Source organism: Rhodococcus sp. DN22 (assembly GCF_036669995.1).
Taxonomy (GTDB): domain Bacteria; phylum Actinomycetota; class Actinomycetes; order Mycobacteriales; family Mycobacteriaceae; genus Rhodococcus_F; species Rhodococcus_F erythropolis.
In genome coordinates this window covers 610,001-629,055 of record NZ_CP133326.1, presented here as the reverse complement: position 1 = coordinate 629,055, position 19,055 = coordinate 610,001, and the positions used below count along the sequence as shown (strand labels likewise).

Below are 19,055 nucleotides of genomic sequence, written 5' to 3'. Positions count from 1 at the left end.
TCGACAGTTCGCAGGACTCTAAGTTTCGTGAGTAGAACAGGACCAACGGGTTTGCCACTCCAGTCGCAGTCGGAGACGGAACAATCTTTCGGGATTCCGTCCGTATTCCTACGGTCGGCGCATGCACCTGCGCCGCGCACGCTCATCGACATCGTGCGGGCCTCAGCCGAGGCCAACCCGGAAGCACCTGCCATCGACGACGGCGACACCACACTGTCGTACTCGGAGTTGCTCGACGAGATCGCGCTCGGTGCGCGCTGGCTCAGTGATGCCGGCGTCGGCGCAGGTGACCGCGTCGGAATCAGGATGCCGTCAGGTTCGCGTTCGCTGTACGTGGCGATCCTGTCGATCCTCGCGGCGGGCGCCGCCTACGTTCCCGTCGACGCCGACGATCCGGAAGAGCGCGCCGAGTTGGTGTTCGGCGAGGCGCAGGTAGCGGCGATCATCACCGGCGACGGAATCCAGCCGGGGACGGCGCCGAAGCGGCTCGAACATCCACCGGTTCGCGAACCCGAACCCGAGGACGACGCCTGGATCATCTTCACCTCAGGATCGACGGGCACGCCCAAGGGCGTCGCGGTCACTCACCTCAATGCCGCAGCCTTCGTCGACGCCGAGGCGCGCATGTTCCTCCAGGACGAGCCCATCGGGCCTGGTGACCGCGTCCTCGCGGGACTCTCCGTGGCATTCGACGCGTCCTGCGAGGAGATGTGGCTCGCGTGGCGCCACGGCGCCTGCCTCGTCCCGGCTCCTCGTTCGCTGGTTCGCAGCGGCATGGACCTCGGCCCGTGGCTGGTCTCGCGTGACGTCAGCATCGTCTCCACTGTGCCGACGCTTGCGTCTCTGTGGCCGGCCGAGGCCCTCGAAGCCGTTCGACTCCTGATCTTCGGCGGCGAAGCCTGCCCACCCGAACTGGCAGAGCGCCTGGCCGTCGAGGGCCGCGAGGTCTGGAACACTTACGGCCCCACCGAGGCAACCGTCGTCGCCTGCGGCGCACTGATGGACGGCAAGAGCCCCGTCAGCATCGGCCTCCCCCTCGACGGCTGGGACCTTGCCGTCGTCGACGCCCAGAGCAATCCCGTCGCGGTCGGCGAGGTGGGCGAGCTGGTGATCGGCGGCGTCGGCCTCGCCCGTTACCTCGATCCCGCGAAGGACGCCGAGAAGTACGCGTCGATGCCCTCGCTCGGGTGGGAACGCGCCTACCGAAGCGGCGACCTGGTCCGGCTCGAGACCACCGGCCTGATGTTCCAGGGCCGCGCGGACGATCAGGTCAAGCTCGGCGGCAGGCGCATCGAACTCGGTGAGGTCGACAACGCCTTGCAGAACCTGCCGGGCGTGAGCGGCGCTGCCGCAGCCGTGAAGAAGACGGCAGCCGGCAACCAGCTCCTCGTCGGATACATCGCCAGCACGGATCCCGACTTCGATCTCAAGGCCGCTCATGCACTGCTCAGCGAGCAGCTACCAGCAGCCCTCGTGCCGCGTCTGGCGTTGATGGACGAACTTCCGACGCGTACGTCAGGCAAGGTCGACCGCAATGCGCTGCCGTGGCCGTTGCCCGGCGCCGGTGAAGATGCCGGGGCCGCGTTGGGCCTCGACGGCACCGCCGCCTGGGTTGCCGGTCTGTGGGGATCGATCCTGGGAGCCCAGATCACCGGACTCGACGACGACTTCTTCGAAGTGGGCGGCGGATCCCTCTCTGCTGCTCAGTTGGTGACCGCCCTGCGCGAGCGGTTCCCAGAAGTGACCGTCGCACAACTCTACGACCATCCACGGTTGGGATCGCTCGCCGAATATCTCGACGAATTGGCACCCACCGAAACTGTGGAGCCGCGCATCGTCGCTCCAACACCCTTGAAAACTCAGCTGGCGCAGATCGCCGTCACCGTTCCACTCACGACGCTCACCGGACTGCAGTGGGTGACGTGGCTGGCGATCGCGAACAACGTCCTCGGCTGGTTCGTCGACGTCAGCTGGGCACCCACGGTCTCGTGGTGGTGGATCCTGTTGGCGTTCATCGTGTTCATCACGCCGATCGGCCGTATGACCATCGCCGTCGTCGGGGCGCGCCTGCTCCTACGCAAGTTGGAACCAGGAACGTACCCGCGAGGTGGTAGTGAACACCTGCGTCTGTGGATAGCGCTGCGACTCACCGAAGCCAGTGGCGCAGCCAACCTTTCGGGCGCACCGTGGATGCTCTACTACGCCCGCGCCCTCGGCGCCGACATCGGCAGCGGCGTCGATCTCCACACACTTCCTCCCATCACCGGCATGCTCGAACTCGGTGACGGCTGCTCCGTCGAACCCGAAGTCGACCTCTCGGGCCACTGGATCGACGGCGACGTCATTCACATCGGTGAGATCAAGATCGGCGACGGCGCTTCCGTCGGTTCACGCTCGACGCTTCTGCCCGGCGCGCGTATCGGTCGGGACGCCGTCGTCGAACCCGGATCTGCGGTGTTCGGCCGAGTGAAGGCAAACCAGCAGTGGGCCGGCTCCCCCGCCACCAAGGTCGGGAAAGCGAATCATCCTTGGCCGGCCGAACATCCGAAGCGCGCACCCGGCTGGGTGCCGGTATACGGCGTCACCTCGGTCTTCCTGGCCGGTATGCCGATCTTCGCTCTGATGGCCGGAATCGCCTTGATCGGTTGGTGGATCCGCGACACCGACACGCTCGCGAGTGCAGTGCTCCAATCGCTGATCATGCTTCCCGTCGCGACCATCCTGAGTTTGCTCGTCTTCGCAGTCGTCACACTGGTGGCCGTTCGTCTTCTCTCGATCGGGCTGACCCCCGGCTACCACCCTGTCCGCAGCCGCATCGGCTGGCAGGTGTGGGCGACCGAACGCCTGCTCGACTCGGCCAGAACCTTCCTCTTCCCGCTCTACGCGAGCCTGCTGACGCCGGGATGGCTCCGCCTCCTCGGCGCCAAGATCGGCAAGAACGTCGAAGCATCCACCGTGCTCCTCCTTCCCAAGTTCACGACGGTCGCCGACGGCGCATTCCTCGCCGACGACACCATGGTTGCGAGCTACGGCCTCGGCGGCGGCTGGATGCACATCGAACAGGCGAAGATCGGCAAGCGTGCGTTCCTCGGCAACTCCGGTATGACCGCACCCGGTCGACGCGTCCCCAAGAACGGTCTCGTGGCGGTTCTGTCGGCCACCCCGTCCAAGGCCAAGTCCGGATCATCGTGGCTGGGTAGTCCACCGGTACGTCTGAGAAGGGCTGCCGGGGACACCGACGCCGCCCGCACGTTCAATCCGCCGATGCGACTCAAGATCGCCCGCGGAGTGGTCGAAACCTGCCGACTGATCCCCGTGATGGTCACGTTCGGCATCGGTCTCGGTGTTCTGTTTGCACTCGAAGCACTGGTCGGCGCCGTCGGATTCTGGTTCGCGGCTCTGTTGAGCGGCGTAATTCTGCTCGTTGCCGGAGCAGTGGCCGGCGCGATCACCATCGCCGCCAAGTGGATCGTCGTCGGGCGCATCGCCAAGGTCGAGCATCCGCTGTGGAGTTCGTTCGTCTGGCGCAACGAGGTAGCCGACGCGTTCGTCGAAACCGTCGCAGCGCCGTGGTTCGCTCGCGCAGCGACTGGTACTGCCGTACTCAACATCTTCTTGCGTGGGCTCGGGGCCAAGATCGGCAAGGGCGTTTGGTGTGAGTCGTACTGGCTACCCGAGGCAGATCTTGTGACTTTGGGCGACGGAGCGACAGTGGAACGGGGGTGCGTCGTGCAAACTCATCTCTTCCATGATCGGATCATGTCCATGGACACCGTCACCTTGGGAGCAGGAGCAACGCTGGGACCGCATTGTGTCGCGCTACCCGCAGCCGGCATCGGCGCGGGAGCGACGGTAGGGCCTGCATCTCTGGTGATGCGAGGTGACACCGTTCCGCCCTCCACCCGCTGGCAGGGCAATCCGATTGCACCGTGGGTGGCGTCGTGAAGCCGAACAGAATGCTCGAAGAGCCGCTCGATCCGTACCTGCCACACAACGGCAACCGCGGTTACCGCGTGTCTCGGTACGAACTGGAACTGACGTACAAGGTCTTCAGTAACCGTCTCGCCGGCAAGGCAGTCATCACCGCTGTCACCACCGAGAGCCGATCCAAGTTCAGCTTCGACCTCGCGCAGAACCTGCAGGTGTCCAAGGTGTCCGTCAACGGTGCCCGCGGCACCAAGTACGCGCACTTGAACAACAAGCTGATCCTCACGCCGTCTACCAAGATCCCCGCGGGCGGTGCCCTGTCGGTCACCATCGCGTACAGCGGCAACCCCGAGCCGATCAAGAGCCTGTGGGGCGAAGTCGGCTGGGAGGAACTCGACGAAGGAACTTTGGTCGCAAGTCAGCCCAACGGCGCGGCGTCCTGGTTCCCGTGCGACGACCATCCGATTTCCAAAGCGTCGTACCGCATCTCGATCACCACCGATTCCCCGTTCTATGCCCTCGCCAACGGCAAGCTGATCCGCAAGCAGACCCGTGCGAGTCAGACGACGTGGGTCTACGAGCAGACCGAACCGATGGCAACCTACCTGGCGACGATTCAGATCGGTCAGTACGAGCACCGACAGGTGAGCGCCGGGCCGGTACCGGTCTTCGCCGTTCACCCACCTCGGCTGCGCGCAGCGTTCGACGTCGACTTCGGGCGCCAACCCCAGATGCTGGAGGTCTTCGGAAAGCTGTTCGGCCCGTATCCCTTTGCCGACTACACCGCTGTGGTCACCGACGACGAACTCGAAATCCCCATCGAAGCGCAGGGACTCTCGATCTTCGGAGCCAACCACTGCACGGGTAGGCGCGGTTCCGAACGTCTTGTCGCACACGAGCTTGCCCATCAATGGTTCGGCAACAGCCTCACTCTCGGGCAGTGGTGCGACATCTGGCTGCACGAGGGCTTTGCCTGTTACGCGGAGTGGATCTGGTCCGAGAATTCCGGTGGCCCATCCTCGAACCAACTCGCGACCAACGCCTATCAAGGGCTCGGGCGTAAATCTCAGGACTTGATCGTCGCCAATCCCGGGCCTGCCCTGATGTTCGACGATCGAATCTACAAGCGGGGCGCGTTGACTCTGCACGCCCTGCGCGGCGTTCTCGGAGACGAGAAGTTCTTCGAACTGATTCGCCAGTGGACTACGAAGCATCGGCACAGCACGGTCAGCACCGAGCAATTCACCGATCTCGCTTCACGTTTCACCGACACCCCACTGCGCCCTCTCTGGGATGCATGGCTGAATCAACGCCCGCTACCTCGGCTTTGACGCTTTCCCCCAGCCGTAGCACCACGCCGAAACATTCCGAATGCGCCGATTAGCTTTGTCTTACCTTTACTATAGAGGTGGGCCGAGGGACGACCCCGACAACACAATTCTCAGGGCACGCTTCCTCGACAGGTAGATCGGGGGATCGATGTTTGTTGTATTCACAATATGTTTCGTGATCGGGGTTGTCGCCCTGATCGGAGCCTTCGCCGTCGGCGAGGTTGCAGATCTGGGCGGCGGCCACGCAGACGGGCTGCCATTTCTGAGCCTGACAACTTTGGCCACAGCACTTTTCGGCTTCGGCGCCGGCGGCGTAGCTGCCACTCTCGCGGACGCTCCGACGCTGGTAGCGGTGATTGCAGCACTCGCACTCGCCGCCGTTCTCGTTGTCGTCACGCGCGGCCTTCTTCTCCCCTATCTCCTTAAGCAACAAGATAATTCGCACATCGGGCGCGCTTCATACCACGGATTGTTGGGCACGGTCACCCTCACCATCGCAGCCGAAGGTTGGGGAGAAGTCTCGTTCGTCGACGCCGAAGGCAATCGCGTCCAGGCCAAGGCCGTCAGTGCACAGCCGATGGCGCTCACCACCGGCACCACCGTCTACATCGCCGATGTAGACGATCAATACCTTCACGTCGTCACGGTTGACGACGCGATCTAAGGACTCGATACATGCTGCCAATCATCATCATTGCGGTTGTAGTCGCAGTAATCATCTTCATCGTTCTCCCCGCGATCTACGTGAAGAACTACGTCAAGGTCCCGCCGAACGAAGTGGCGGTCTTCACCGGACGAGGCAAGCCGAAGGTCGTCCGCGGCGGTGCCCGGTTCAAGATTCCCGGAATCGAACGCGTCGACATCATGTCGCTCGAGCCGTTCAACGTCAGCATCAATCTCAAGAATGCGCTCTCCAACGACGGTGTTCCGGTCAACGTCGAGGCAGTCGGCCTGGTGCGAATCGGTTCCGCCGACGAAGCGGTTCAGACAGCGGTGCAACGATTCCTGACTTCCGACCTGGACGAACTCCAGCAGCAGATCAACGAAATCCTCGCGGGCAGTCTGCGCGGAATCACCGCGACCATGACGGTCGAGGATCTGAACTCCAACCGCGATTCGCTTGCGCGCAGTGTGGTCGAGGAGGCAGGCGGCGACCTCGCCCGCATCGGCATGGAAGTCGATGTCATCAAGATCGCGGGAATCTCCGACTTCAACGGCTATCTCGAATCGCTCGGTCAGCGCCGCATCGCCGAGGTCAAACGTGATGCCGCGATCGGAACTGCTGAAGCAGAGCGTGATTCGCAGATCCAGTCGGCAAAGGCGCGACAGGCAGGTTCCGTCGCGCAGGCCGAAGCCGACACCGCGATCGCGAGTGCAAATCAGAAACGCGACGTCGAACTCGCTCGCCTGCGAGCACAGACCGAAGCCGAGAACGCCGAGGCCGACCAGGCCGGGCCCCTCGCGCAGGCAACAGCCGAGAAGGCCGTCGGCATCGCACGTGAGCAGGCCGAGGCGGCCCGCGTCGAAGCTCGCACCGAGGTCGAGCGTCGTCGCGCCCAGCAATCGGAAGCGGCATTGCAGGCAGATGTCATTGCACCGGCCGAGGCCGAACGCCAAGCCTCCATCGCACGCGCAGAGGGTGAGCGACAGGCCGCGATCCTCCGCGCCCAGGCACAGGCTGAGTCAGCAAGGCAGGCCGGCGGCGCTCAGGCCGATGCACGAAAGCTCGTCGCCGACGCTGTTCGATCTGAGCAGCAGGCTGATGCCGACGGCCTTCGAGCACGTCTGGAAGCCGAAGCAGACGGCCGCAAGGTAGCGGCCGACGCCGTCCGTGCCGAGCAACAAGCCGAGGCGGATGGTTTGCGCGCCAAGCTCGAAGCCGAAGCTGCCGGTAAGCGTCAGATCGCCGAGGCGCTCAATTCCTACACCCCGCAGGCCGCGCAGTTGCTCACTCTGCCCGATGTTCTGGCGGCGTTGGTCGACGCCACCGCAGCGGCGGCGAAGCCGGTCGGCGACATCGACCGCATCTCCATCGTCGGCGGCAGTGATGGGGCCCAGGGTTCGATCGGCTCGATCCTGGGCATCAGCCCCCAGGTGATCGCCGGCGTCATCGAAACTCTCGAAAGCTCAGGCGTCGATATCACCGGATTGCTCAACGGCCTGAACAAGACCGCATCGGTTCCGGTTGGTTCGGTACACAATTCGGTCCACAATTCGGAAAACGGTTCCGCAACTGTAGACGCGTGATTTCGCCCCGGTCCGCCGACTCTCGCAGGGGTCGGCGGACCGGACGGCATCACGCGCTCGGAAGATGTGAACGCGACTTGAAGAGAATCAGAATCAAGCAGGCAGCGGCGGCGGCTGATCCGAACAGAAGAGTCACCGTGTAGCTCAGCGCCGGAATGCTTTCCGACAGCATCGCCAGCAACGCAGGCACAGCAAAACCGATGTAGGTGATCGAGTAGAACACCGCGGTCAGTCCTGCCAGATCGTCCGGCCCCGCGATTCGCTGGATCTCCAGCAACCCGGAAACCAATGCCATGCCGTACCCGCAACCGAGGATCGCTGCAGCCACGATCGCGATCGCCACGGTCAGCGTCGACGCAACCAGAGCAGCGCCGGCCATACCAACCACCAGAAACACCAGAGCCACAACTGCGCCGCGCGCGCTGCGGTCGGTATCGATCTTTCGCCCCAACGACTGAATCGCGAATCCGCATGTCAGCGCGACCATGCACAGTAGAGCCGAAAAGGCCACGGGCGCATCGCCACTGTGCCCGGTCATGAGCGCCGGAATAACTGCATACGCGACACTGGCAGCACCGAACACCCACGGCGCCAACGGAACAACGACGTAGAGGAATCTACGATGACCTGCCGAAGGGATCTTGAGGTCGTCGATCAACCTGCGACGGTCGGATTTCGCCTGTGCCGGTCGTGTTTCGGGAGCACGCCACAGCGCCATGGCGGCGAGGACGGTGATCGCGATGTGCAGGACGTACGCCAACACACTCGGCATGGGCGCCCACTGCGCCAAGATTCCCGCGGCACCCGCCCCCAAGGCGAAGCCAGCGGTCAGACTCATCGCCGCTCGCCGAGCACCTGCGCCTTCCGACGCCGCCGAATCCCAAGGTTGCGTGGACAACTCCTTGACCCAGGAGCCGCCGACGGCCATACCGATCCCCAAGGCGATGCCGCAGAGGATTCTTCCCAGAATGAGAGCGGCAGCGGAGTCGGCCCCGAAAGCGAGCAGCGTCGAACCGGCGATCGCGATGATCGGCGCGGGGAGCATGATCGGGCGTCGACCCAATCGATCGGACAGCGGGCCGCCGAGCAGCAGGGCCGGCACAATTCCGACGACGTAGGCGAAGAGGAAGAAGTCGACCATCACCGGCGAATAGCCGTGGTCGAGTCGGTACATCACCAGCAGTGGCGTGAATTCGTTTCCGCCCCAGGCCGCGGCGAACATGCTGGCGGCAACGGTCAGCCACAGCCATTTTCCGCCGGTGCCACGTTCACTGCCTGGACGACGTTCGGCTGCGGTCCCAGCGTCTATTGTTTGGGTGCTCATCACAGAGTTCCTTCGAAGCCGAGGCCGTGCACCTGGCGCATGTGTGTGAGGACGGCAGTGTTGTATCCGTCTGCATCGCCTGTTTCGACGAGGTCGGTAAGCGCGGTGTGGTCGGCAAGGATGCGAGACAGTTGGCCGGGGTCGCGTGAGATCGACCGCGCTGTCATCCGTCGTTGCCTGTCGCGCAGACTCGCGTAGAACGAGTCGAGCAAAGGGTTCCCACCGGCGGCAACGATCATCTTGTGAAAGTCGGCATCGATTGCGCTGAACGCGGCAACGTCCCCGCGATCAGCAATCTCACGTTGCTCGATCAGATTCGCGCGCAACGCTGCGACCAGCGCTTCACGTGCGTGCGGTCGGACCGACACCACTCGAACGCTCTGAGTCTCGACGAGCTGTCTGGCACTGACTACGTGTTCCGCTTCCCCATCCGCGACCGGGACGATCAGCGCCCCCTTCTTCGGGTAGAGGCGCATCCAACCTTCCGACTCGAGACGCAGAAACGCCTCACGCACCGGCGTTCGGCTCACATTGGTCCGAGCGGCGATGTCACCCTCGCTGATCAGCTCCCCGCCGGCGAGTTCGCCGGAAAGGATCAGCTCCTTGACTTCCCGGAAGACGGTTTCCGAAGCGGAATACAACATAGACACAAGATGTATTTATACTCCACGCTGGCGGAACCCAGACATTCGGGTCGCCGATCCGAACATCTCGGTCCAACACGGCATCGATCCAGCTAGCATTGCAAGGTGCCAGACAGAAGAGGAGTCAGTTCACGATGAACGGCGCACGCTCCCGCCATCGCAGACTGATGCACTCATGACGTCGCAGATGAAGTCCATGAGGACCCTGACCCGCGAGTGGCTGGCCCTCCCCGATCAATACGACCGATTCACTCGCTATCTCCGCGACAACGGCCTCACGACCGCCACCCGGCTATTACTTGGCATCATTGTCATCGGACTGGGTGTGTGCGCACTACTCAACAGATTCAGTCCGGCCGGTCCGACAAGCACGATTGCGCTGTTCTTCAACACTGTTGTCGTGATCTCGTGCTTCATGGTCGGAGTCTCATGGTGGGTCTTCGGCCCGACAAAGCGCCGCTCGTTCGGTTTCGTAGTCTTCTGCGACATCGCGGTCACGATTTCCGTACTTGGAGATTCCTCGCAGCTTGCGCGATTACTCACCTGTGTCATCTACGCGCTGATCGGTATCTACATCGCCTATTTTCACAATCCGAAGTTGCAGATCGCACACCTGACCTTCTCGGTTGTGATGATCGTGGTGGCTGCGCAGCCGATCCTCTTCGGGCCGGAGCGCGATCCTGCGCTCGGTGTTTCGAAAGTGCTGGTTGTCGTCACCGCACTCGTGGTCTGTGCGTTCATCTCGCAGATCGTGCTGACGATGCTCAGCATGGACGCGTCCAGCTCCGACCTCGATCCCCTCACCGGGCTCCTGAACCGTCGTGGCCTCGACCGCCACGTCGAGAAGGTACTCGCGGAGTTCCAGCGTCAGGAATCGGCGGCACTACTCGTGATCGCCATCGACATCGACCGGTTCAAGACGATCAATGACGTACACGGTCACGACGTGGGCGACCGCATAATTCTCCGGGTTTCACAGCGGTTGTCCGCCTGGGCACATGCCGATGCTGTTGTCGCACGGGTCGGCGGCGACGAATTCATCCTCGCTCAAAGACTTTCCGTGCCGGCCATCGGCCCGATGCTCGACTCGATCGGACCGGCAATGCACTCGAATACCGACGAGATACCGTCGACATCGAGCATCGGAATCGCCGTGCGTACCCACAAATTCGTCGCCGGAGAAGAGCGTGCAAGAGCGTTCACCGACATGCAGAAAGTCGCCGATTCGGCGATGTACGAAAGCAAGAGACTCGGCGGCGGACGCGTTCACACGATCGTCACCACTGCGAGCAGGTAGCAGTACGTGAGTTATCAGTAATAAACCGGCCCCGGCACTCCTCCACCCGCTGCCACCGCGTCACCGGTGATCGCGATGCTTCGCGGCGATGCCAGGAAGGTCACGACATCAGCCACCTCTTCGGCGTCGATGATCCGGTGTATCGAATTCGTCGCGATACCCCGCTCCACCTCCGCCTGCGAGCGGCCGGATTCTTCCGACTCGCGCGCAATCCGCGCGGTCAACCTCTCGGTCCGCGTCACGCCCGGATGGACGACGGTGACGTTGATTCCCTTGGGGCCCAGCTCGTCTGCAAGATTCTTGGTCAGCGCAGACACACTGACGTTGCGGATCGTGTGGGCGATCGAGGTTGCCTGTCTGGCACCCAAACCGCTGATGTTGATGATCCGACCCCAACCCTGATCGATCAGATACGGCGCCACAGCACGCGCAGTGCGCAGGTAGCCGAGCACTTTCACTTCGACTTCGGCGCGCACGACGTCGTCGGTGGTCGCCTCGAAATCCGTCGGCTTTCCGGCGCTGAACGGAGTCGCTGCCGAGTTGACCAGAATGTCGACGCCGCCGAACTCCTTTACTACTTGCCGCACCGACGCCTGAACCGCGTCGTCGTCTCGCGTATCCGTCACGACTCCGATCGCACGAATTCCGAACTCCGAAACCAAATCTCGTGCAACGCTTACGACGGTTTGCTCAGTGCGCGCGAGTATCGCGATGTCGACCCCTTCAGCAGCCAGACCTCTGGCGATTGCCAGACCGATCCCCTTGCTACCACCGGCAACGATCGCACGCTTTCCAGACAGGTGAAGATCCATACCTGCGACACTATCCAACAGGCGATCCCCGATCTCTACGAAGAGGGATCGGGGACCGACTGGATTGTTTCTGTGTCTCAGACCATCAGATCCGCGTACAGGTAGACATTGTCGGCGTAGTTACCCACACCGTCCTCGAATTGCAGTTCGCCGCCGCAGGTTACGACTGCCAACTTGCGAGGGCCCTCCGGGCCGGCCAGCACGCTTTCCTCCACGCCATCGGCCTTCGGGCGCGTCGTCACCGCAGTCACCTTCCACGACGTGCTCTTGCCCGTCGCGTCGGATGTACGGATCACTTCACCCGGTTCGATCGTGCCCAGGTCGAACAGCGCACCGTTACCCTGGCCGGTCAAATTGACATGTCCGGCAATCAAAGTCGTGCCGGTGACCGAGTCGAGCGAGGCGCCGTCGAGCCAGATTCCGACGTTCTTGACGTTCTCCGGCGGAGTGAGAACTCCTTCCGGCACGGTGGCGTCCACGATCGGCGCCTGAACACCGACCGGGTCGAGCGAAAGGGTGTTGGGAGTCATCAACGCATCCGCCGGCGCTGCCGGATTCGCAGAGTGCGACATGACAACTCCCGGACTCGGCGGGATCGCAGCATCGTCATCGGAGGATCGCAGGCCGACGAAAGCCATGGCAGCACCGGCGACAAGCACCGCGACGAGGGCCAGGATGAACGCGACTCGACGCCCCTTGCCGATGTTCGCGGGCTGATCGTGGTTGGGATCGTCGTATGGATTGGATGGATTGGGATCCGACTCGTACATGGTCATCGAACTGTCTCCTGCGGGATGAGGCACCCCCGGCGCCGCTTGCGAATTGACGCCCCCTGCGTCTGATCTGTGTCGGCACCGATCACACGAATCGTGACCGGTGCCGACGTCTAATACATCTGCCTGGCGTCAGGAACGCTTGCGGCGGAGAGCAACTGCTCCGGCAGCAGCCATACCGACAAGCCCGAGGCCCGTCACTGCGACGGCGACGTTGCGGCCTGAATTCTGTTCAGCGGCACCACCGTCGATGGCAACCGGGCGAGGTCCGGTGGCCTGCTTCGGAGCGGACGGCGCCGGAGCAGCGGGAGTTGCAACCGGCTGCGACGGAACAGGCGCACCCGGAACTACGGGCACGACCGGCACAATCGGAACGATGGGCACGATCGGAACAATCGGCACGATGGGCACAATCGGAACGACCGGAGTTGCAGGCGTCGTGGTTGCCGGTGTCGTTGTTGCCGGTGTCGTCGTTGCGGGTGTCGTCGTGGGCGCTGCTGCATATCCGACGCTGGCAGACGCATTCATCAACGCCGGCCGAACGGTGTCGAACGACGCGAAGACCTGGCACTGTGCGCCTGCCGTGTTCCAGTGCAGGTTCTCGACCGAATCCGGAATGACGCTTGCGGTCACGGAGTAGTCACCGCCGTCCGCAGCGGTGAGGCATAGATCCACGGCAGTCGGTGCGTCGCCGCGGCCGTCGACCGTCAATTGGTTTGCACTCAACGTTGCCTTGGCGTTGTCGCCACAGACGGTGAGTTCGGTGCCCGCCGAGGACTGAACATTGATCGGCTTCCGGTACATATTCGTGTTCAGGGTGAATACGGCAGTCTCGCCGGCCTTCAAAGTTCCCGTCGCGGGCGTCTTGCGAACGAGGTCGAGCGTCTGCGTGACGTTCATGATCTCGACGATGCGAGCTCGCTCGTCGTCGCCGATGTTCCTGTCGCACAGGCTTTTGAAATCGGCCATCAGCGGATTGTCGTAGTCCGAAACGCACCACACCAGCGTCTGCCGCGCCGAACGCGCATCCTCACTGCCATTTCCCGAAACGACGCCGTCGAGCTTGGCGGGATTCTGCAGCAACCAACTGATGACAGCGAGATCGTCGGCTGACAGATCGGGATTGCCCGATGACGGAACCGTCGCACCCATCTCGTCGTTGTGCTTGTCCACGGGCAAACCGTTTTCGTCGACGCCGGCACATGGATCGAGATCGAAGTCCGTGCAGTACATCCATTCCGACTTCGCAATTCCGTCGACGTCGCGGACACCGCAGACCGGAGCATCCACCGCGGCCGATGTACCCCGATCGGTGGTGCCGTACATCGGCACGATGTTGCCGTCGTTGAAGTGATCCAGCCGAATGCCGGAGATGTCGAGCATCTGCTCTGAGGGCGTGTACTCGGTGCCCTCACACAACCCGGCGGTGAACGCCGGAGCAGCCGCGGTTCGCACCGGCATCGGCGCGGACACAGCTGGTGAAGCAAAAGCAACGCTACTACCGGCCACCGTTACGGCAATAGCTGCAGTTAGCGAGAGCCGGAGAACAAGCGGCCTACGCCGTGAACCAGACACAGTCATCAAAGCTTCCCTTTCAAGACATTTCGGTAGCGGGAAGGTTGCTTGGATTCCCAAGGCCACGCCACCCAGCGCTCACTTCCGAGAGGATCGGCTGATCGCTTTTGGCAACCAGCCAGTTACTAGATGGCAATGTAGTGCATGTTTCAAGAAAGTCCACCCGATCGTCGAGCCCCCGTACGCAGCTTGAACCTCCGGACGACGAGTTAGCCAACAAGATGACTGCACCTTTGTCCAACCGCACAACTATCGCGATCAACTCAAAATTGGCTCACGTAACCGGGGCGCTCCCGACATTCCTCCGACGCTAGCCGGTCGGTAACTCGGACATTCTGGGGAAACTCACAGGAAGGGGCGTTTTCAGCGCGCACACAAAAGAAGGGGCCCGCAATGCGGACCCCTTCACCGGAACTTCCAACCGAGACTGCTTTGTCTGGATTCAGACAACTTGCAGATACTCGGAACAATCCACCGATTCACTAAATGTGATTTGCCTCACATTTAGAGAATCTGTTGGTTTTGTTCACACTCTGAACCAATCTTTTGGTCCTCTTTGTGTCGATTACCCAGATCTTCGACGGCGGCAATCTGCACCCGATAGAGAGCGGAGTACGAGCCTCGGATCAGTCTCGGACCGGAGGCGCCTTCCTTGTGGTAACCGCAATGCGATTCCACGCATTGATCGTGAAGATGACGCTGATGAGCTGGGCCAGTTCCCCGTCCGAGAATTCGCCGGCCGCCTCGCTGTACACCTCGTCCGGAACGAAACCGTCGGTAAGGACTGTCACGGCCTCGGTCAAGGCGAGCGCGGCACGTTCGCGATCGGAGTACATCCCTCGCGCTTCTTCCCACGCGTTCAGTAGGTAGAGCTTCTGCTCCGTCACGCCGACCTTTCGGGCGTCGCGAGTGTGCATGTCCAAGCACCACGCGCAATGATTCAGCTGTGACGCACGCGTGAGGACCAGCTCGACGAGCGTCGGCTCCAGCCCCTTGCGCGCAGCGGCATCCAACGCAATCATCGCCTTGTAGGCCTCGGGCGCCAGCTTTGCGATATCCAGTCGTTGTCCTGTTGCTGTAGTCATACTCAAACCGTAGTCCCGGAAAGACCCCGAAACATGGTTCAATCCGGTGATGAATTCATGGGCCAATCTTGGGTTCGATCTGCATATCGAGCTGCCACAGGGAATCGGGGTTCGCGCGGCGCTGCTTCAGACGCTTCGCGACGCGATCGACAGTGGACTGTTGAAGCCCGGCACCAGACTCCCACCTTCCCGCACCCTCGCACTCGATCTCGGAGTTGCCCGAAACACCGTTGCGGACTGCTACGCCGAGCTCGCCGCCGCTGGTTGGCTTGTCACACGGCCGGGTTCCGGGACCGTGGTCGCCACGCTCGCCAGCACACACAGTCGCGAGGTCGAGCCATCACCGACCCGACGGCGCTTGACCTACAGCCTTCTCCCCGGATCGCCGGACGCGTCGGCGTTTCCCCGGACTGCATGGATTTCGTCCGCCAGACGTGCCTTGACCACTGCGCCGACCGACGCTTTCGCGACCACTGATCCCAGAGGCCGAGTCGAACTCCGAAACGCCCTCACCACATACCTGAGCCGCACCAGAGGCGTTCGCGTCGATCCGAGCCGCATTGTGATCAGTGCCAGCTCGGGTCACGGGATCTCCCTCCTCGCCCGTGCACTCGGAGGAGCGATTGCGGTCGATGCTTTCTGCCTTCACCTGCACCGACAGTTGCTCGTCGACGAAGGACTGCTGACAATTCCCATTTCGGTCGACGAATCAGGCACTTGCACAGACGAATTGGCGTCAACGTCTGCTGAGAGTGTTCTGCTGACGCCGACCCATCAGTTTCCCCTCGGAGGTCCCCTCACACCGGCGAGGCGCGCGACCGCTCTCGAATGGGCCTCGACTACCGGTGGCGTCATCATCGAGGACGACTACGACGGCGAATTCCGTTACGACAGAAAGCCTGTCGGCGCACTCCAAGGAATCGCGCCGCAGCACGTTGCATACCTCGGCACTGTCAGCAAGACACTGTCGCCGGCCATACGCATCGGATGGATGGTGTTGCCGGACAGGCTGATCGAACCCGTCCTCGCGACAAAGGGACCCTACGAACGCTGGGTCAGTTCAACGGATCAATTGACCTTGGCAGACTTCATCGAATCCGGAAGATTCGACAGCCATATTCGAAAGATGCGTACCTCGTATCGACGACGACGCGATCAACTGGTTGCGACCCTTGCACAGCAAGTACCCCGGGCCAGGGTCGAGGGGATCTCCGCGGGTCTTCACGCTGTGATCCGCCTTCCCTCCGGCACCGAACAATCTGTTCTTGCGGCGGCGCAGGCGCACGATCTCGGGCTCGAAGGGTTGTCCGTCTTCCGACATCCCGACGTGTCGTCAGTCGGCGGTGACGGCGTCGTCGTCGGTTACAGCACGCCGACGCAGTCGCAGTACTCCAGGACGCTGGATGTGCTCTGCGAGGTGCTGCAGGTGGCTCTGCGATAGCGCCTGTCGGATCTACCCATCCGCTCACCTGCCCTGCCCTGCCCTGCCCTGCCCTGATGGAGTGAACGTACCGTTCATCTCGTTAGAGGCGGTGAGAGTGTCGTTCACTCGATCCCGGACGGGGTGGTGAGCCCGCCGTGCTTCCGCTCGTGATGGTGTGAACGGTACGTTGGGTCGATCTGAGGCGACGGACGTACCGTTCGCTCGATCCGGGGGGGTGCCGGCGACGGGATGTTTCGGGGTGTTTTGGGTACGAGAAAGCCCCCCAACCATCACTGGTTGGGGGGCTTCTCTACATTGTGTTCGGCGGTGTCCTACTCTCCCACACCCTGTCGAGTGCAGTACCATCGGCGCTGAAGGGCTTAGCTTCCGGGTTCGGAATGGGACCGGGCGTTTCCCCTTCGCTATGACCGCCGTAACTCTATGAAACTGTCACAGTAACCAACCTGTGATCCAGATCCTCCACACACCCACCACCCGTGAATATCAGGGGTGATCGATGATGGATGATCGAAATCAAGGTATCTGTGTGTTGTTTCAGATACCGCACAGTGGACGCGTAGCTTCTTTGTGGTAAGTCCTCGGCCTATTAGTACCAGTCACCTGCATGCATTACTGCACTTCCAGTTCTGGCCTATCAACCCGGTGGTCTGCCGGGGGCCTTACCCCCTCGAGGGGGTGAGAAACCTCATCTTGGAACAGGCTTCCCGCTTAGATGCTTTCAGCGGTTATCCCTTCCGAACGTAGCTAACCAGCGGTGCTCCTGGCGGAACAACTGGCACACCAGAGGTTCGTCCGTCCCGGTCCTCTCGTACTAGGGACAGCCTTCCTCAAGTTTCTAACGCGCGCGGCGGATAGAGACCGAACTGTCTCACGACGTTCTAAACCCAGCTCGCGTGCCGCTTTAATGGGCGAACAGCCCAACCCTTGGGACCTACTCCAGCCCCAGGATGCGACGAGCCGACATCGAGGTGCCAAACCATCCCGTCGATATGGACTCTTGGGGAAGATCAGCCTGTTATCCCCGGGGTACCTTTTATCCGTTGAGCGACACCGCTTCCACTTGCCGGTGCCGGATCACTAGTCCCGACTTTCGTCCCTGCTCGACCTGTCAGTCTCACAGTCAAGCTCCCTTGTGCACTTGCACTCGACACCTGATTGCCAACCAGGCTGAGGGAACCTTTGGGCGCCTCCGTTACATTTTGGGAGGCAACCGCCCCAGTTAAACTACCCACCAGGCACTGTCCCTGAACCAGATCATGGTCCGAGGTTAGAGGTCCAATTCGATCAGAGTGGTATTTCAACAACGACTCCACGATAACTGGCGTCACCGTTTCACAGTCTCCCACCTATCCTACACAAACCGAACCGAACACCAATACCAAGCTGTAGTGAAGGTCCCGGGGTCTTTTCGTCCTGCCGCGCGTAACGAGCATCTTTACTCGTAATGCAATTTCGCCGAGTCTACGGTTGAGACAGCTGAGAAGTCGTTACGCCATTCGTGCAGGTCGGAACTTACCCGACAAGGAATTTCGCTACCTTAGGATGGTTATAGTTACCACCGCCGTTTACTGGGGCTTAAATTCTCAGCTTCGCTCCCGAAGGAACTAACCGGTCCTCTTAACCTTCCAGCACCGGGCAGGCGTCAGTCCGTATACATCGTCTTACGACTTCGCACGGACCTGTGTTTTTAGTAAACAGTCGCTTCTCACTGGTCTCTGCGGCCCCACCCAGCTCAGACAGTAAATGTCGTCACCAGACAGGGCCCCCCTTCTCCCGAAGTTACGGGGGCATTTTGCCGAGTTCCTTAACCATAGTTATCTCGATCGCCTTAGTATTCTCTACCTGACCACCTGTGTCGGTTTGGGGTACGGGCCGTGTGAAAGCTCGCTAGAGGCTTTTCTCGGCAGCATAGGATCACTGAATTCGCCTCAATCGGCTACGCATCACGTCTCAGGCTATGTGTGACCCGGATTTGCCTAGGTCACGCCCTACACGCTTACACCAGTATTACCACTGACTGGCTCAGCTACCTTCCTGCGTCACCCCATCGCTTGGCTACTACCAGATCAGGTCCCATGCATCCACCAACTCGAGACCCGAAGGTCTTCTCGTGGCTTCAGGATGGTTAGTATCACTGATTCACCATGGGCGCGTTCACACGGGTACGGGAATATCAACCCGTTGTCCATCGGCTACGCCTGTCGGCCTCGTCTTAGGTCCCGACTCACCCTGGGCGGATTAACCTGGCCCAGGAACCCTTGGTCATTCGGCGGACGAGTTTCTCACTCGTCTTTCGCTACTCATGCCTGCATTCTCACTCGTGTGGCCTCCACGGCTAGGTCACCCTGCCGCTTCCATGGCCACACGACGCTCCCCTACCCATCCACACACCTGCCCAACACTCCGCAGAGTGAAGGGGGGCTATTGCGTGAATGCCGCAGCTTCGGTGGTGTACTTGAGCCCCGCTACATTGTCGGCGCAGGATCACTTGACCAGTGAGCTATTACGCACTCTTTCAAGGGTGGCTGCTTCTAAGCCAACCTCCTGGTTGTCTTCGCGACCCCACATCCTTTTCCACTTAGTACACGCTTAGGGA

Annotated in this window: 12 protein-coding genes and 2 rRNA genes (1 of these 14 cut by a window edge); 6 read left to right on the top strand and 8 right to left on the bottom strand. The window is 61.7% G+C overall.

Translation table 11 applies throughout. The features are described 5' to 3' along the window. Positions 1–51 precede the first annotated feature (51 nt). The 4 genes from RA302_RS02870 (at position 52) to RA302_RS02855 (ending at position 7,505) form a co-directional block, all read left to right on the top strand. Positions 52–3,945: a Pls/PosA family non-ribosomal peptide synthetase gene (locus RA302_RS02870; protein ID WP_238054162.1), complete on the top strand. Its 3,894-nt coding sequence runs from the start codon at positions 52–54 to the stop codon at positions 3,943–3,945. Between the two features lie 11 nt (positions 3,946–3,956). Beyond that, a complete protein-coding gene (locus tag RA302_RS02865) occupies positions 3,957–5,258 on the top strand; it encodes a M1 family metallopeptidase (RefSeq protein WP_044480251.1) in 1,302 nt (433 codons plus the stop codon). 148 nt (positions 5,259–5,406) lie between these two features. Then, on the top strand, positions 5,407–5,922 hold the full coding sequence (locus RA302_RS02860) for a hypothetical protein (RefSeq protein ID WP_070796424.1): 516 nt from the start codon (positions 5,407–5,409) through the stop codon (positions 5,920–5,922). 11 nt (positions 5,923–5,933) lie between these two features. Continuing rightward, a complete protein-coding gene (locus RA302_RS02855; RefSeq protein WP_020906004.1) occupies positions 5,934–7,505 on the top strand; it encodes a flotillin family protein in 1,572 nt (523 codons plus the stop codon). Between the two features lie 49 nt (positions 7,506–7,554). Here RA302_RS02855 and RA302_RS02850 read toward each other — a convergent pair whose 3' ends face one another. Beyond that, positions 7,555–8,829, bottom strand: coding sequence for an MFS transporter (locus RA302_RS02850; RefSeq protein ID WP_238054114.1), 1,275 nt, complete (start codon positions 8,827–8,829; stop codon positions 7,555–7,557). Continuing rightward, on the bottom strand, positions 8,829–9,473 hold the full coding sequence (locus RA302_RS02845; RefSeq protein WP_029254358.1) for a GntR family transcriptional regulator: 645 nt from the start codon (positions 9,471–9,473) through the stop codon (positions 8,829–8,831). Before RA302_RS02845 ends, RA302_RS02850 begins: the two co-directional genes overlap by 1 nt. Before the next feature lie 175 nt (positions 9,474–9,648). Between RA302_RS02845 and RA302_RS02840 the strand changes: the two genes are divergently transcribed. Then, entirely contained in the window at positions 9,649–10,770 is a 1,122-nt protein-coding gene (locus tag RA302_RS02840) for a GGDEF domain-containing protein (protein WP_030534865.1), read from the top strand. Positions 10,771–10,784: 14 nt separating this feature from the next. On the opposite strand, the gene RA302_RS02835 is transcribed toward RA302_RS02840, so the two are convergent. From RA302_RS02835 to RA302_RS02820, 4 genes are all read right to left on the bottom strand, one after another. Beyond that, complete coding sequence (locus RA302_RS02835; protein WP_166501725.1) at positions 10,785–11,582, bottom strand: SDR family oxidoreductase; 798 nt, start codon at positions 11,580–11,582, stop codon at positions 10,785–10,787. Positions 11,583–11,659: 77 nt separating this feature from the next. Continuing rightward, the gene (locus tag RA302_RS02830) at positions 11,660–12,358 is read right to left on the bottom strand and encodes a class F sortase (RefSeq protein WP_166501724.1); all 699 of its coding nucleotides are present in this window, start codon (positions 12,356–12,358) and stop codon (positions 11,660–11,662) included. Between the two features lie 129 nt (positions 12,359–12,487). Next, on the bottom strand, positions 12,488–13,936 hold the full coding sequence (locus RA302_RS02825) for a hypothetical protein (RefSeq protein ID WP_223257866.1): 1,449 nt from the start codon (positions 13,934–13,936) through the stop codon (positions 12,488–12,490). A 620-nt stretch (positions 13,937–14,556) separates the two neighbouring features. After that, complete coding sequence (locus RA302_RS02820; RefSeq protein WP_166501723.1) at positions 14,557–15,015, bottom strand: carboxymuconolactone decarboxylase family protein; 459 nt, start codon at positions 15,013–15,015, stop codon at positions 14,557–14,559. A gap of 49 nt (positions 15,016–15,064) precedes the next feature. Here RA302_RS02820 and RA302_RS02815 point away from each other — a divergent pair, with 49 nt between their 5' ends. Continuing rightward, complete coding sequence (locus RA302_RS02815; protein ID WP_166502889.1) at positions 15,065–16,456, top strand: PLP-dependent aminotransferase family protein; 1,392 nt, start codon at positions 15,065–15,067, stop codon at positions 16,454–16,456. 301 nt (positions 16,457–16,757) lie between these two features. On the opposite strand, the gene rrf is transcribed toward RA302_RS02815, so the two are convergent. Next, positions 16,758–16,874, bottom strand: a 5S ribosomal RNA gene (gene rrf / locus RA302_RS02810). A 151-nt stretch (positions 16,875–17,025) separates the two neighbouring features. After that, positions 17,026–19,055 (bottom strand): 23S ribosomal RNA (locus tag RA302_RS02805) (it continues 1,105 nt past the right edge of the window).

Excerpts from the sequence above, each read along its gene's own strand:
- RA302_RS02830 (WP_166501724.1), bottom strand. The coding sequence starts at position 12,358 with ATGACCATGTACGAGTCGGATCCCAATCCATCCAATCCATACGACGAT.
- RA302_RS02840 (WP_030534865.1), top strand. The coding sequence starts at position 9,649 with ATGACGTCGCAGATGAAGTCCATGAGGACCCTGACCCGCGAGTGGCTG.
- RA302_RS02855 (WP_020906004.1), top strand. The coding sequence starts at position 5,934 with ATGCTGCCAATCATCATCATTGCGGTTGTAGTCGCAGTAATCATCTTC.
- RA302_RS02850 (WP_238054114.1), bottom strand. The coding sequence starts at position 8,829 with ATGAGCACCCAAACAATAGACGCTGGGACCGCAGCCGAACGTCGTCCA.
- RA302_RS02860 (WP_070796424.1), top strand. The coding sequence starts at position 5,407 with ATGTTTGTTGTATTCACAATATGTTTCGTGATCGGGGTTGTCGCCCTG.
- RA302_RS02835 (WP_166501725.1), bottom strand. The coding sequence starts at position 11,582 with ATGGATCTTCACCTGTCTGGAAAGCGTGCGATCGTTGCCGGTGGTAGC.
- RA302_RS02815 (WP_166502889.1), top strand. The coding sequence starts at position 15,065 with ATGAATTCATGGGCCAATCTTGGGTTCGATCTGCATATCGAGCTGCCA.
- RA302_RS02820 (WP_166501723.1), bottom strand. The coding sequence starts at position 15,015 with ATGACTACAGCAACAGGACAACGACTGGATATCGCAAAGCTGGCGCCC.
- RA302_RS02845 (WP_029254358.1), bottom strand. The coding sequence starts at position 9,473 with ATGTTGTATTCCGCTTCGGAAACCGTCTTCCGGGAAGTCAAGGAGCTG.
- RA302_RS02825 (WP_223257866.1), bottom strand. The coding sequence starts at position 13,936 with ATGACTGTGTCTGGTTCACGGCGTAGGCCGCTTGTTCTCCGGCTCTCG.
- RA302_RS02865 (WP_044480251.1), top strand. The coding sequence starts at position 3,957 with ATGCTCGAAGAGCCGCTCGATCCGTACCTGCCACACAACGGCAACCGC.